Origin of the sequence: Pseudomonas sp. Pse1, assembly GCF_024519635.1 — a bacterium.
GTDB lineage: Bacteria > Pseudomonadota > Gammaproteobacteria > Pseudomonadales > Pseudomonadaceae > Aquipseudomonas.
In genome coordinates, this window is record NZ_JALJRO010000018.1 from 84,991 (window position 1) to 98,902 (window position 13,912).

The window sequence follows — 13,912 nt, forward strand, 5'->3', positions numbered from 1 at the left end:
CGATTCCTGTAGGAGCTGGCTTGCCAGCGATGCGGCGACCCGACAAGCCAGCGCCTACAGGGATTTGCGTATCACCACCGGCCGCAGGTGTTACACCGGTTCCAGCGCCTCGGCGCGGGCCTGCTCCAGTTCGCGCACCAGCGGCAACACGTGTTTGCCGAAGTACTCGACCTCTTCCTGGAAATGCAGGAAGGCCGAGAGGATCAGGTCGACGCCAATGGCTTTCAACTCGACGATACGCTCGGCAATCTGCCGGGGGGTGCCGATCAGGTTGGTTTTGAAACCGTCGTTGTACTGCACCAAGTCTTCAAAGCTCGACTTCGCCCAATTGCCCTCGCCTTCCGGGCTGGCCGCACCGGCGTTTTTTGCTTCGCCGGCAAAACCTTGCACGGCTTGCGGGTCAGCCTTGTCGATGATTTCGGCGAGCACTGCCCGCGCTTCGGCTTCGGTTTCACGGGCGATGATAAAGGCGTTGACCCCAACCTTGACCGAATGGCCGTTAAGCGCCGCCTTGGCCCGCAAATCGTCGACCTGTGCCTTGATTCCCTCCACGGTATTGCCGTTGGTGAAGTACCAGTCGGAGACCCGCGCAGCCATGTCCCGGGCAGCTCGCGAACTGCCCCCCTGGAAGATTTCCGGATGCGGACGCTGCAGCGGTTTGGGCTTGAGGCTGTAGTTGTGGAAGCGATAAAAATCGCCGGAGAAGCTGAAATTGTCCTGGGTCCAGATGCCTTTGAGGGCGCGGATGAATTCCTCCGAACGACGATAGCGCTCGTCATGGTCCAGCCACGGCTCGCCAATGGCGCGGAACTCACCCTTGAACCAACCGGAGACAATGTTCACCGCCACCCGTCCTTGAGTGAACTGGTCGATGGTCGCCAATTGCTTGGCCGCCAGCGACGGCGTCCACGGGCCCGGCAGGATCGCGGCGATCACCTTGAGCTTCTCGGTGGCGGCCAGCAACGCGTGGCTGATGACCACTGAATCGTGCTGATTATCCGCGCCGTAGCCGGCGGTGAAACGAATCTGCGACAGCGCGTAGTCAAACCCCGAGCGCTCGGCTATCCGTGCCAGTTCGCGGTTGTAGTCGATGTCCCAGCGGGTGCGCTGTTCGATCTTGCTGACCACCAGGCCACCGCTGACGTTGGGCACCCAGTAGGCGAATTTGATCGGTTGTTGGCTCATGGCAAGTACTCCAGTGATGACTCGGTTTCTCATAACGGGAGCAGCAACTGTGCCAGGTATAAATTGTGTTTTATTTCAATAAGATAGGCCAAATACGTAGCCCCGCAGCTGTTGCTCCATCAACAGTGCATCAACAAGCTGTCCGAGGATTCAACAGTCCGCATGCCCACCTCGCCGAGCAATCCCCTGTAAACACGGACTTCCCGGTAACGGCACGGCCTGTGCAATGACTCAGGTCCAGATTGCCGTCCCAGGAGAGTTCACATGACTGCCCAAGCCCAACACCTGCCGTCGCTCGCCAGCAGCGTCGACTACAACACCCTCGCCGCACGATTCCGCCCGATATTTGCGCGGATTGCCGCCGGTACGGTGGCCCGCGAGCGCGAGCGCAGCTTGCCCCACGAGCCGATCCAGTGGCTCAAGGAAGCCGGCTTCGGCGCCGTGCGCGTACCGCTTGAATTCGGTGGCGGCGGCGCGACCCTGCCGCAATTGTTCCAACTGCTGATCGAACTGGCCGAAGCCGATTCCAATATTGCCCAGGCCCTGCGCGGCCACTTCGCCTTTGTCGAGGACCGGCTCAACGCCCAGGCCAGCGGCTCGCAGGCGGTGTGGTTGCAGCGCTTCGTCGAGGGTGATCTGGTGGGCTGTGCCTGGACCGAAATCGGCGCGGTGAAGATCGGTGAGGTCATCACCCGAGTGTCGCGCCAGGGCGATCAATGGCGGGTCAACGGCACCAAGTACTACAGCACCGGCAGCCTCTATTCCGACTGGATCGATCTGTTCGCCCGCCGCGACGACACTGGCGCCGACGTCATTGCGGCCATCCGCACCCAACAACCGGGCGTCCAACAAAGCGACGACTGGGACGGTTTCGGCCAGCGCACCACCGGCAGCGGCACCTCGGTATTTGTCAACGCCGTGGTCGAGGAAGAAAACCTCATCGACTTCAGCACTCGCTTCAAATACCAGACCGCCTTCTATCAACTGGTCTTGCTCGCGGTACTGGTGGGCTCCGGCCGCGCCGCCCTGCGCGACTTCTCGCACGAGGTGGGCAAGCGCACCCGGGTGTTCAGTCATGGCGCTGCCGCGTCCACCGCCGAGGACCCGCAGATCCAGCAAGTGATCGGCAAGGCTTCCGGCCAGGTCTATGCCAGCGAGGCCGCCACCCTGCGCGCCGCCCAGGCGGCACAGGAGGCCTACCTCGCGCACTTCGCCGGCGACGCTGAGGCCGAACGCCAGGCCAATATCGCCGCTGAATTGGAGTCAGCCCAAGCCCAAGTGGCGGCGGTCGAGCTGATCCTGCGCGCCACCAGCGACCTGTTCAACACACTCGGCGCGTCGGGGACCAGCACCGCCAAGCAGCTTGACCGGCACTGGCGCAACGCGCGCACCGCGGCCTCCCACAACCCGGTGATCTATAAGGAACGGATCATCGGCGACTGGCACGTCAACGGTACCGAACCGCCTTATGTGTGGCAGATCGGTGGTGGCGCCAAGCAAGGCTGAAACCCAAGGCGCCCCGCACTCGACGGGGCGCCTCGGATTAACTCGGTCAGTCCAGCGCCGCCCCATTGAGGTAGTGGTCACCCAGGCGGCGACGCAAATGGGCCGGCGGTACACCTTGCCCTTCGGCACTCGGCTTGTGCAGTGCCCGGCCACTCCATTCCAGATGCAGTTCGCTGCCCCGTTGCGCCGCTTCAGCGGCGGCCAGACGCGCCTCGATGGCCGCGGCTGGCGAGTGCTCGGCCCAGTCCAGCAGGGCCTGGGCGGCGGCGACCCGCACCTCGAGATCACCGACAGCGGCGATCGCCAGGCTGTCGTTTTTCAATGGCCCTGCTTGCAGGTGCTCGACCAGCGCCCGTAGGGTGTTTTCGGCAAATTGCAAATCGGCGCGGCGAGTTGAATTAGGCATGGGAGGCTCCTTAGTTCCAGGAATGGCGAGAAGGTTTGACGCCGTTGAGGCGCTGATTACCGATCAGGTGAAACTTCCAGCGCACCGGGTCGTGCAGGGTGTGGGTGCGGGCATTGCGCCAGAAACGATCCAGACCCTGGCTGGCGGTCACCGTGCGCGTGCCGCCCAGTTCCAGCAGGCGTGTGGACGCCAGCAAGGCGATTTCGGTGGACAGCACCTTGGCCTGGCCAACGATCACCGAGGCGTGGGCGACGCTGTCTTCACTGGGCTCGGCGAGGGCCAGATCGACCGCTTGCGCCGAGCGCTGGAGAATGGCTTCGGCGGCGCGCAGGCGCCAGGCCAGGTCACCGATGGCGGCCTGACTCAAGGGGTCCTGGCGACCTTGCTCGAGGCCGCTGTCGGCCCAGGGTCGGGCCAGGCGAGCGACGCGCAGGGTCTCGGCAAAGGCGCCACGGGCAATGCCGGTGTCTACGGCGGCCTGGATAATCTGCGACACCGGGCCGTCGGCGGTCGGTTGATCGTAGGCTTTCCAGGCCGGTATGACAGCGCTGGCGGGAACGCGCACGCCATCGAGCAGAACCTTGCCGCTGGCGGTGATGCGTTGACCGAAACCGTCCCAGCTGTCAATCACTTGCAGGCCCGGTGTCTGGCGCGGGACAAAGGCTACGAACGGCCGGTTCAGTTCGTCGACACCGGCCACCGGCACGATATGGGCGAACAACGCGCCGGTGCAGTAGGCCTTCTCGCCGTCGAGCACGGCACTGCCGCCGTCGAAGTGGATCCGCGTTTCAAAGGCGGTGACGGTCTTGCTCTTGGCCTCGGAAAAAGCATTGCCAAAGCGATACCCCGCCAGCACCTTGGCCAGGTATTCGGTTTTCTGTGCCTCGCTGCCGGTGAGCAGCAGGTTGTTGAGCACGCCGAAGTGGTTCTGCGGCAATTGCCCCAGCGACGAGTCGACAGCGGAAATAATCGCCACCACTTCGGTCAGGGTGCGGTAGGAAACCCCGGCGCCGCCATGGCTTTGCGGCACGGTAATAGCCCACAGGCCACTTTCGGAAAAACGCTCCAGCTCGGCCCACGGCAGGCGCCGGTCACGGTCGCGCTCCAGGGCTTCACGGGCAAAATCCTCGGCAAGCCGCTGCGCCACCTCGATGGCTTCGGCGTCACTGCGGATGATATGGGCCGGGCGCCTGGGGGCCGATGTGGCCTGCTCGGGCAGGTGGGATGGGGATGTGGCACTCATGGGTTGACTCCATTCGATGGCGGTTCTGGAAGCACGAGCACGCGCCCATGCAAAGTGTTGAAGCGGTGTGGCTGGGTGAACAGCGTGATGTCTGCATTTACCGCAGTGGTCCGGCTTGGTCAGGGCACTTCAGCCCGCCTTACCCCCCAGATAAAAACGCTGAATATCCTCCCGCGCCGCCAACTCGCGCGCCGCGCCCTCGCCCACAACCCGGCCGTTTTCCAGGATGTAGGCATGGCTGGCATGGCGCAGGGCGACGTTGATGTTTTGTTCGGCGATCAGGAAGCTCATGCCTTCGCGGGCGTTGAGTTGGGCGACGATCTCGAATATCTCCTCGACAATGATCGGCGCCAGGCCCATGGACGGCTCGTCGAGCAGCACCAGGCGTGGCCGGGTCATCAGGGCGCGGCCGATGGCGAGCATCTGCTGTTCGCCGCCAGAGGTCAGGCCGGCCTGGGTCTTGCGCTTGGTCTTGAGCCGCGGGAACCAGGCGTAGATCCGCTCCAGGTCCTGCTCCAGTTCAAGTCGTGACGGCTTGCGCAGGAAGCCGCCGCTGCGCAGGTTTTCCTCGATGGTCAGGTGGGCGAAAACATGTCGCCCCTCCAGCACATGGACGATGCCCTGGCGCGCCAGCTGATTGGCCGCGACCCCGGCGGTATCCGCCCCGGCAAAACGAATCTGTCCGCGACTGACCTTGGCGCGATCCGCCTGGACCAGCCCGGAAATCGCCTTGAGGGTGGTGCTCTTGCCGGCGCCGTTGGCTCCCAGCAGCGCGACGATGCCGCCCTGCTCGACCTTCAGCGACACCCCGGCGACGGCCAGAATGGCGCCGTCGTAAATCACTTCGATGTCGTCCACCGCCAACAATTCGCTGGCGCTGATGACGGGCTGAACACGCGGGTTCATCACGGTATACCTCCCGGGCACAGCAAGCGCCCGCTGATCAGTGGGTGCTCGGTGTTACTGCTCAACGCTGCAATCGCGAGCCGTCACGCCCTTCTCTTTGGCGTACTCGGCCGCCTTGGCATCGATCAACGGGCGCAAGGTCGCGCGATCCGCCTGAATCCAGTCGGTCACCAGCGTCCACTGCGCACCATCCCACTGCTGGACCTTGGCCGCGCCGCCGCCCTCATGGTCGCTGCAGGACAGCTTGAGCGGCTGCATCAGGCCGAGAAAACCGATCTCCTTGAGCCGCGCATCGCCCAGGTCAAGGTGCTCCAGGCCCCAGCGTCCTTCCTCGCCATTGAGCGGTCGGTTGCCAAACTTTTTCTGTCCGGCTCGAATCGCTTCCACGGCAATCGCTGCGTTCACCAGCCCGGAGTTGTAGTACACGCTGCCGAAGCTTTTCGGGTCCTTGAGGTCGCTCTTGCCCTTGTCGAGGATGTGTTCCTTGATGCGCTGGTGGATGTCGAAATTGCTCCCGCCCGGGTACGGCGTCAGCGCCAGATAACCTTTGCCGGCTTCAGCGGCGGGCAACACGTCTTCGTTGGAACTGGCCCAGATGTCACCGACGATACGCTCCACCGGGAAGCCGAAACGTGCAGCGGTCTTGATCGCCACCGGGGTCGACACCCCCCAGGTGCGCAGGAACACCCAGTCCGGTTTCAACTGGCGGATCTGCCGCCACTGCCCGGCCTGCTCATTGCCCGGATCGGCCACCGGGATCTGGATATTTTCGAAGCCATATTTCTCCGCCAGCAGCGCCAGCGGGCCCTGGGTTTCACGACCATAGGCCGAGTCGTGGTAGACCGTGGCGATCTTCTTGCCACGCAGTTTGTCCAGCCCGCCTTCACGCTGGGCCACGTAATTGATGAAGGCCGAAGCCTCGCTGTAGAAGGTCAGCATCACCGGAAAGTTGTAGGGGAAAATGCTGCCATCGGTGGCTTCGGTGCGTCCGTAGCCGAGGGTGATCAGCGGGATCTTGTCGGCCTCGGCTTTGCTCGCCAGGGCATAGGCCGCCGGCGCACCGTTGGGTTGATAGACCGCCACCGGCGCACCATTGAGGCCGTTCTTGAAGCGCTCGTAGCACTCGATGCCCTTCTCCGCCGTCCATTCAGTCTCGCACTCCTGCCAGACCAGCTTGACCCCGTTGATCCCGCCTTCGACTTCGTTGATGTAGCGCAGGTAATCGATCATCCCGGCCCACACCGGAATCCCGCTGGAGGCGTAGGCACCGACGCGGTAGGTGGCCATGGGGATGAATTGTTCGTCGCTGGCCGCCTGGACCAGGGTCGGCAGCAGGGCCTGCAGGCCGAGGCCGAGCACCGCTGCGATAAGGGTACGTTGCAAGGGTTTGCGCATGAGGGATCACTTCTATTGCATGAGGTGTGAGGTATCCCCTCCCGTCGTCGGGTCAAGGCGTGGAAGATGAAATGTCTAGAAGCGCAGCGGCCAGGTCTTGAGCCGTTCGCGCAGGTCGCCAAGCAGGCGGATCAGGCCTTCCGGCTCCTTGATCAGGAACCAGATGATCAGCGTGCCGAAGATGATTTTCTGCAGGTTCTGCAACTGTCCGGCGTCGACGCTGCCGCCGAACAGCCATTGCCCGCCATGGTTGAGCAGGATCGGCAGCAGGCTGATAAAGGCCGCGCCGATGAAGTTGCCGGCGATGCTGCCCATGCCACCGATAATGATGATGAACAGGATCTGGAACGAGCGGTTGATGTCGAAACTGCCGGCGCTCGCGGTGCCCAGGTAGGCGAAAGCCCAGAGCGCACCGGCGATGCCCAGGTAGAACGAACTCACGGCAAAGGCCAGTCGTTTGTAGCGATCCACCGGGATGCCGACCACCGAGGCGGCGGTGTCCATGTCGCGGATCGCCATCCAGTTGCGCCCAATCTGGCTGCGCACCAGGTTGACCGCGACCCAGGTCAGCAGCACCACGCAGCTCAAGGTCAGCAGGTAGCGCCCCACCGGCGAGGCCAGGCTGTAGCCGAACAGTTCCAGGCGCGGCGCGCTGATGGTGCCGGACGAGGCGAAGTTGTAGAACCAGGGAAACTTGGCAAACACCCACTCGAGGAAAAACTGCGCCGCGAGGGTGGTGACCATCAGATAGAAGCCCTTGATCCGCGCGCTGGGAATGCCAAACAGCAGGCCGACAAACGCCGCGATCAAACCGCCGCCCAGCAGCGCCAAAGGCAGTGGAATGCCCGGCACCCGCAGCAGCAAACCGTAGGTGGCGAAGGCGCCGACGGCCATGAAACCGGCAGCACCCACCGAGGTCTGCCCGGTGTAGCCGGTCAGCAGGTTGAGGCCGAGGCCGGCCAGTGACAGCACCAGGAACGGGATCAGGATCGCGTTCAGCCAATAGTCATTACCCAGCAGCGGCAGGCCGACAAAGGCCACCAGCAGCAACAGGCCAAGGCTCAGCGGCCAGCGGCGGCGCAGCAGGGTCAGGGGCGCATCGTCGAAACTCGCGGGAATGCCCGTGGTCGTCGTCGTCATGGGGTCACACTCGCTCGATGGCACGGTCGCCGAACAGGCCGGCCGGGCGGATATAGAGAAACGCCAGGGCAAGGAAATAGGCGAACCAGGGGGTGATGCCGCCGCCGATCAGCGGACCGATATAGGCTTCTGCGAGGTTCTCCGCGGCGCCGACAATCAGCCCGCCGACAATCGCCCCGCCAATCGAGGTAAAGCCGCCGATGATCAACACCGGCAACGCCTTGAGCACCACCAGCGACAGCGAGAACTGCACGCCCTGGCGCGCGCCCCAGAGCAGCCCGGCCACCAGCCCGACCATCCCGGCCACGGCCCAGACGATCTGCCAGATGCGGTTGAGGTTGATCCCCAGGGACAGCGCGGCCCGGGTGTCATCGGCCACGGCGCGCAGGGCGATGCCGATCCGGGTTTTGTTGAACAGCAGCGCCAGCACCGTCACCAGCCCCGCACAGACCCCGGCGGCAACCAGGTCAAACTGACTGATCATGATCTCGCCGAGAAACACCGGCACATCGTCGATGCCCAGGTCCAGCGCACGCACCTGGGCGCCCATCAGGCCCTGGGCCAGGCCTTCGATGATGAACGACAGGCCGAGGGTGGCCATGAACAGAGTGATCTGCGAGCGATTGACCAGCGGGCGCAGCACCAGGCGCTCGATCAGCAGCGCGCCGATGATCATCACCAGCAGGGTCAGGGCAAGCGCCAGGGCGAACGGTACGCCCTGCTCGTGCAGGCTGACAAAGGTCAGTGCGGCGAACAGCAGCATCGAGCCCTGGGCAAAGTTGAACACACCGCTGGCTTTGTAGATCAGCACGAAGCCGATGGCGACCAACGAGTACATGGTGCCGGCGAGCAGGCCGCCGATCAGGGTTTCAAGAAACAGATTCATCAGTGCACCGTCCCCAGATAAGCCGCGATCACCTCGGGGTTGGCCTGGACTTCGGCGGGCGTACCGTCACCGACCTTGCGCCCGTAGTCGAGCACCACCACGTGGGCCGAGAGGTCCATGACCACCTGGATGTCGTGTTCGATCAGAATCACCGTGGTGCCCAGGTCGCGATTGATGTCGGCGATAAACCGACTCATCTCCTGTTTCTCCTGGGCGTTCATCCCGGCCATGGGCTCGTCGAGCAACAGCAGGGTCGGCTGGGCGATCAGCGCCCGCCCCAACTCCACACGCTTTTGCAGGCCGTAGGCGAGGCTGCCCACTGCCACGTCGCGCCAGGGTTGCAGGGCGAGAAAATCCAGCACCTGCTCGGCCCGCGCATTGAACTCCCGCGCCTCACGCCGCGCCCGTGGCAGACCCAGCGCCTGTTCGATGAACAGCGTGCGTTGCAGGCGCGACAGGCCGGTGAGCAGGTTATCGAGCACGCTCATCTTCTTGAACAGCGCGTTGTTCTGGAAGGTCCGACCGATGCCGCGACGCGCAGCAGTCAGGGGATGGGGCCGGCGTAACGGCTCGGCGTCGAACAGCAGTTCGCCGGCATCGGCGCGGTAGACGCCATTGAGGATATTCAGCAACGAACTCTTACCGGCACCGTTGGGGCCGATCAAGGCGCAGATCTCGCCGCGCTGTACGGCGAACGATAAATCGTTGATCGCCTTCACGCCCTTGAACGACAGGGAAATATTGCGCACCTCCAACAATGCGCTCATGCCGCACGCTCCAGCACGTCGTGCAGCCAGCCCAGGCGCGCCGGCGCACTGGCCGGCGTGTCGATACGGCTGACCCGGCGCAAGCCCAGCAAGTGCCGCACCCGAGCCTTGAGCCAGCGGCGCAGACCACGACGCGGATCGGCCAGCGCCCACTCACACAGACGCCGGCGCCAGGTGCCCTGGGGCGCCAGCCGTGCCTCGATCTCATCGGCCACCTGACGGGCGCGCTCGCTGGACATCAACAGCGCGGTCGGGGCGATGTCCTGGCGGTCGCGACTGGCGGACTCGAGGGTTTCGGGGAACGCCAGACCTTCGCCACTTTGCAACCAGCGGCTGAGTACATGCTGCAGGCCGAGCGGCCAGTGGGTGTCTTCGTCGACCCATACCACCGGGTCCCTGGCGACCTGGGACCAGCCCTGCTGCGCCTGCTCCAGCGGACCGCTGAACAACACACTCAAGGGCGCCGCGTGCAGCCCGCCCTCGCCGGCCTTGCTGGCCTGGGCGCTGAACACCTGCAACGGAGCGAAGCGCTGCAACTGGGCCTCACGCCACAGCGCCACGGTTTCGCGACGCTGGACGAAAGCGAAATCGGGACGTAGCAGCCGCACCTGGCGTTGCAGGGTTTCGCCACGGGCCTGTGGGCTGATCACCTGGCTGATCCCGCCGAGGCTATGGGCCGCCAGAGCGAGGATCAGCAACGACGGTTCGTAGGCTCCACTCAAGGCCAGGCGCGACGTGTCGGTAAAACCCTGCTGACGCAAACCGGCCGCCGCGCGCTCCACTTCCCGCAGCACGTCGATCCAGCGCCAGGCCTTCCACACGCCCTGGCGACGGTGACGCAACGCGATCTGCAGCGGCTTTTCGGTGGCCCAGCGGCGCAAGGCGCTCAAGGCGAAATCCGGCACGTCATCGACCTGCCGCGGACTGAGTTCATGCACGCTCATGGGCTGGCTCCCGCTTGATGGCACTGGTGCTGTGGCCCTTGCCAAGGTTGCGATAACTGGCGGCAGGATGGTTGTCGGCCAGGCGCGGGCCGTCACCGAACAGCTTGTCGCGCAGGGTGCCGGCGGCGTATTCGGTTTTGTACACCCCGCGTTTTTGCAGCTCGGGCACCAGCAGTTCGACCACGTCGCGGAAGGTTTCGTGGGCCAGGACGTAGGCGAAGTTGAAACCGTCGACGTCGGTTTCCTCGACCCAGGCCTGCAACTCATCGGCCACGGTCTGCGCGCTGCCGACGATCAACGGCCCGAAGCCGCCGATACCGACCCAGTCGGCCAACTCACGCACGGTCCATTGCTTGTTCGGGTCGGCCGTGGAAAAGGCTTCGACCGCCGACTGGATCGCGTTGGTATGGATGTGTTTGAGCACCTGGTCGGGCTGGTACTGGCCGAAGTCGATCCCGGTCCAGCCGGACAACAGCGCCAACGCGCCTTCGTAGCTGGTGTAGGACTTGAGTTCCTGCCACTTGGCCTGGGCCTTGGCGTCGGTCTCGTCGACAATCACTGTCTGCAGGTTGAAAATCAGAATCTTGCGCGGATCACGCCCGGCCTCGGCGGCGCGGCGGCGGATATCGGCCACGGTTTTTTTCAAGATCACTTTCGACGGTGCGGCGACGAACACGCACTCGGCGTGCCCGGCCGCGAAGCTCTTGCCACGGCTGGAAGCGCCTGCCTGGTACAGCACCGGCGTGCGCTGCGGCGAGGGTTCGCAGAGGTGGATGCCGGGCACCTGGAAGTATTTGCCCTGATGGCGGATCTCGTGAATCTTGCTCGGATCGCTGAACACTCGATGCTCACGATCACGCAGCACCGCGTCGTCTTCCCAACTGCCTTCGAAGAGTTTGTACAGCACCTCAAGGTATTCGTCGGCGTAGTCGTAGCGGGCATCGTGATCGCTCAACGCTTTCTGCCCGAGGTTGCGCGCGCCACTGTCCAGATACGAAGTGACGATGTTCCAGCCAATGCGGCCCTTGGTCAGGTGATCGAGGGTCGACAGGCGCCGGGCGAAGGGATACGGATGCTCGAAGCTCAGCGAGGCGGTCAGGCCGAAGCCGAGGTGTTGGGTGACCGCCGCCATCGGCGTAATCAGCGCCAGCGGATCGTTGACCGGCACCTGGGTGGCCTGGCGGATGGCAGCCTCGCCATTGCCATTGAGCACGTCATAGATGCCGATCACATCGGCGATGAACAGCCCGTCGAACTTGCCGCGCTCCAGCAACTTTGCCAGATCGGTCCAGTACTCCAGGTCCTTGTATTGCCAGGAGCGATCCTTGGGGTGCGCCCACAGGCCAGGTGACTGGTGGCCGACACAGTTCATCTCGAAGGCATTCAAACGGATTTCACGGGGCACGGTGCAGCTCCTTTTCGCTGAACTTGATGGCATCTTGCGACGCGTCTTGATTCAGCTAAACAGGATTCATGCCAATAAATTTAATTGTTTATATTCAATAGGTTATGTAGTTATTAACTGCCAGAAGCAATGCCTGCACGACAACAGCCTGTTGAACGACTGTTGCTGCACGGACAGTAGGTTTATGCGTCGTTTTTGTATTTCTGTGGGACAGATCGCAGTTGTGGGACTGCCGTACTTATCTTCGTGGTGTTAGCTTGGAAATGTCCTGTTTCATTTGCACGACACTTCCTACTCAATACTCCGCAAAGGAATGCCCCCCACGATGGACTTTTCACTCAAGCACCTGGCCGCCACCACCCTGATGCTCGCCAGCCTCGCGGCGGTCACCACGCCGGCCCAGGCCAACATCACCCCACAACAGAGTGCGGCCATTCTCAAGACCTTCAACGACCCATCAGTGAAGGACTTCCGCGAGTTCCTCGGCAGCCTGGCGAAAAGCGATCTGTCCAAGACTGACGACCTCCGCCCGGCCATCAATGCTTTCCTCGACAACAAGAGCCTGAGCGCCGAACAGCAGAATGAAATCTATCGCCTGCTGGGCCTGTACGCCCGAGTGAAATACGGCAGCGCCGCCACCGTGACCCTGCGCGAACTGGTGGCCATCCCCACCTTTCAGGTCGAGGGCGTGGCCCAGCACGACAACCCCGAATTCATCAAGATCGCCGACAAGATCAAGAGCCTGGCCGAGTCCTTCAACCTGAGCTTTCGCAACGTCGACAACCGCGTCTACGAAATCTCCCTGCCCGGCAGCGGCGACGAGGTGGTGGGCATTCACGCCCACGCCGACGTGGTGCCGGTGACGCCGGAAAACTGGGTGCTGGAAGACGGCACCAAGCTCGATCCGTTCAAGGTCACGCTGATCGGCGACCGCATGTACGGGCGCGGCACCGAAGACGACAAGAACGGCATCGTCGTGACCCTGTACGCAATGAAGATCATCAAGGAAGAAAAACTGCCGCTGGCGCGCAACTTCAAACTGCTGGTGGACACCACCGAGGAAACCACCGGCGACGCCATCCCCTACTACTTCGAGCACAACCCGACGCCCAACTACAACCTGGCGCTGGACGGTGGCTACCCGGTGGTGATTGCCGAGAAAGGCTACGGCACGGTCATGGCCAACTTCCCTTTGCGCAAGGCCGAGGGCAAAGGCGCCGAGATCACTTCGATGACCGGCGGCCTGGCGACCAACCAGATCCCCTCGACCTCGGTGGTGACCCTGGTCACTGAGCAGCCCGCCGAATTGGCGGCAAGCCTGCAACAGGCCGGTAGTGACTACGCCAAACGCAATGGCGGCGACTTCAAGGTCAGCGCCAAGGTGGTCGGCAAGGATGTGCAGTTGGTCGTCACCGGCGTGTCCGCCCACTCCTCCGAGCCCGAGTCAGGGGTCAACCCGGTGGCGCGGATGCTCGACTTGCTCAACAGCCTCGACGGCAAGGTCGCCCTCAAGCACAACGCCTACACCGACGCCGCACGCTACGCCGCCGACAACTGGGGCCTGGACTACCTGGGCAACAAACTCGGGGTCGGTTTCGCCGACGATTTCATGGGCCCGCTGACCACCTCGCTAACCTACGTCGGCAATGACAACAAGGCCTTCAAACTGGCGGTGAACCTGCGCGTACCGAAAGGCAAATCGCCGGAAACCCTCAAGACCGAGATCGCCGACAAACTCAGCGCCTGGAGCAAGAGCACCCACACCGCCGTGACCTTCGACTACTCCATCGCCGAACCGATGTACCGCAACCCCGAAGGCGAATGGGTCAAGGCGCTGCTCGCCGTGGCCACGGAAAACCTCGGCATGCCGCACAAATTCGGCACCTCCGCCGGCGCCACCTCGGTCCACGAACTGCCCAACGGCGTGCAATTCGGCCTGGCCATGCCCGACGTCAAATACACCGGGCACAACGACAACGAGTTCAAGACGGTTGAACAGTTCATGCTGGATCTGCAGATTGTGACCGAGATGATGGGGCGGATTGGGCAGTTGCCGAAGCTTTGATGGATGGGTGCGGGCTTGCTGTTGGGGTGGGTCCGCCGCGTACACTGGGCCATCTCATAAATCC

At 63.4% G+C, this 13,912-nt stretch carries 12 protein-coding genes; 2 read left to right on the forward strand and 10 right to left on the reverse strand.

Annotated features, from left to right (window positions below; all coding sequences use genetic code 11):
- Nucleotides 1-90: 90 nt before the first annotated feature.
- Nucleotides 91-1,185, reverse strand: coding sequence for a dimethylsulfone monooxygenase SfnG (gene sfnG / locus NR126_RS22475; RefSeq protein WP_105755743.1), 1,095 nt, complete (start codon nt 1,183-1,185; stop codon nt 91-93).
- A gap of 264 nt (nt 1,186-1,449) precedes the next feature.
- On the opposite strand from sfnG, the gene NR126_RS22480 reads away from it, so the two are divergent.
- Nucleotides 1,450-2,691: an acyl-CoA dehydrogenase family protein gene (locus tag NR126_RS22480; protein ID WP_105755742.1), complete on the forward strand. Its 1,242-nt coding sequence runs from the start codon at nt 1,450-1,452 to the stop codon at nt 2,689-2,691.
- A gap of 46 nt (nt 2,692-2,737) precedes the next feature.
- Here NR126_RS22480 and NR126_RS22485 read toward each other — a convergent pair whose 3' ends face one another.
- The 9 genes from NR126_RS22485 to NR126_RS22525 form a co-directional block, all read right to left on the reverse strand.
- Nucleotides 2,738-3,097: a hypothetical protein gene (locus tag NR126_RS22485; RefSeq protein ID WP_256831546.1), complete on the reverse strand. Its 360-nt coding sequence runs from the start codon at nt 3,095-3,097 to the stop codon at nt 2,738-2,740.
- Nucleotides 3,098-3,107: 10 nt separating this feature from the next.
- Nucleotides 3,108-4,340 (reverse strand): SfnB family sulfur acquisition oxidoreductase, encoded by a 1,233-nt coding sequence (locus tag NR126_RS22490; protein ID WP_256831547.1) that lies wholly within the window; start codon nt 4,338-4,340, stop codon nt 3,108-3,110.
- 129 nt (nt 4,341-4,469) lie between these two features.
- Nucleotides 4,470-5,246: an ABC transporter ATP-binding protein gene (locus NR126_RS22495; RefSeq protein WP_256831548.1), complete on the reverse strand. Its 777-nt coding sequence runs from the start codon at nt 5,244-5,246 to the stop codon at nt 4,470-4,472.
- Between the two features lie 54 nt (nt 5,247-5,300).
- Nucleotides 5,301-6,641 (reverse strand): ABC transporter substrate-binding protein, encoded by a 1,341-nt coding sequence (locus NR126_RS22500; protein ID WP_027620313.1) that lies wholly within the window; start codon nt 6,639-6,641, stop codon nt 5,301-5,303.
- Between the two features lie 75 nt (nt 6,642-6,716).
- Complete coding sequence (locus NR126_RS22505; RefSeq protein ID WP_027620314.1) at nt 6,717-7,781, reverse strand: branched-chain amino acid ABC transporter permease; 1,065 nt, start codon at nt 7,779-7,781, stop codon at nt 6,717-6,719.
- Nucleotides 7,782-7,785: 4 nt separating this feature from the next.
- Nucleotides 7,786-8,667, reverse strand: a complete 882-nt coding sequence (locus tag NR126_RS22510; RefSeq protein ID WP_027620315.1) for a branched-chain amino acid ABC transporter permease — start codon at nt 8,665-8,667, stop codon at nt 7,786-7,788.
- Complete coding sequence (locus NR126_RS22515) at nt 8,667-9,434, reverse strand: ABC transporter ATP-binding protein (protein ID WP_105755739.1); 768 nt, start codon at nt 9,432-9,434, stop codon at nt 8,667-8,669. Before NR126_RS22515 ends, NR126_RS22510 begins: the two co-directional genes overlap by 1 nt.
- The gene (locus NR126_RS22520) at nt 9,431-10,378 is read right to left on the reverse strand and encodes an AMP-binding protein (protein ID WP_256831549.1); all 948 of its coding nucleotides are present in this window, start codon (nt 10,376-10,378) and stop codon (nt 9,431-9,433) included. Before NR126_RS22520 ends, NR126_RS22515 begins: the two co-directional genes overlap by 4 nt.
- Entirely contained in the window at nt 10,365-11,783 is a 1,419-nt protein-coding gene (locus NR126_RS22525; RefSeq protein ID WP_256831550.1) for an LLM class flavin-dependent oxidoreductase, read from the reverse strand. The genes NR126_RS22520 and NR126_RS22525 overlap by 14 nt, the downstream gene beginning before the upstream one ends.
- Nucleotides 11,784-12,108: 325 nt before the next feature.
- On the opposite strand from NR126_RS22525, the gene NR126_RS22530 reads away from it, so the two are divergent.
- Entirely contained in the window at nt 12,109-13,848 is a 1,740-nt protein-coding gene (locus NR126_RS22530) for a dipeptidase (RefSeq protein ID WP_256831551.1), read from the forward strand.
- Nucleotides 13,849-13,912 lie beyond the last annotated feature (64 nt).

Coding starts and splice junctions, on each gene's coding strand:
- NR126_RS22530 (WP_256831551.1), top strand. CDS start 12,109: ATGGACTTTTCACTCAAGCACCTGGCCGCCACCACCCTGATGCTCGCC.
- sfnG (WP_105755743.1), bottom strand. CDS start 1,185: ATGAGCCAACAACCGATCAAATTCGCCTACTGGGTGCCCAACGTCAGC.
- NR126_RS22515 (WP_105755739.1), bottom strand. CDS start 9,434: ATGAGCGCATTGTTGGAGGTGCGCAATATTTCCCTGTCGTTCAAGGGC.
- NR126_RS22520 (WP_256831549.1), bottom strand. CDS start 10,378: ATGAGCGTGCATGAACTCAGTCCGCGGCAGGTCGATGACGTGCCGGAT.
- NR126_RS22495 (WP_256831548.1), bottom strand. CDS start 5,246: ATGAACCCGCGTGTTCAGCCCGTCATCAGCGCCAGCGAATTGTTGGCG.
- NR126_RS22490 (WP_256831547.1), bottom strand. CDS start 4,340: ATGAGTGCCACATCCCCATCCCACCTGCCCGAGCAGGCCACATCGGCC.
- NR126_RS22505 (WP_027620314.1), bottom strand. CDS start 7,781: ATGACGACGACGACCACGGGCATTCCCGCGAGTTTCGACGATGCGCCC.
- NR126_RS22500 (WP_027620313.1), bottom strand. CDS start 6,641: ATGCGCAAACCCTTGCAACGTACCCTTATCGCAGCGGTGCTCGGCCTC.
- NR126_RS22510 (WP_027620315.1), bottom strand. CDS start 8,667: ATGAATCTGTTTCTTGAAACCCTGATCGGCGGCCTGCTCGCCGGCACC.
- NR126_RS22485 (WP_256831546.1), bottom strand. CDS start 3,097: ATGCCTAATTCAACTCGCCGCGCCGATTTGCAATTTGCCGAAAACACC.
- NR126_RS22480 (WP_105755742.1), top strand. CDS start 1,450: ATGACTGCCCAAGCCCAACACCTGCCGTCGCTCGCCAGCAGCGTCGAC.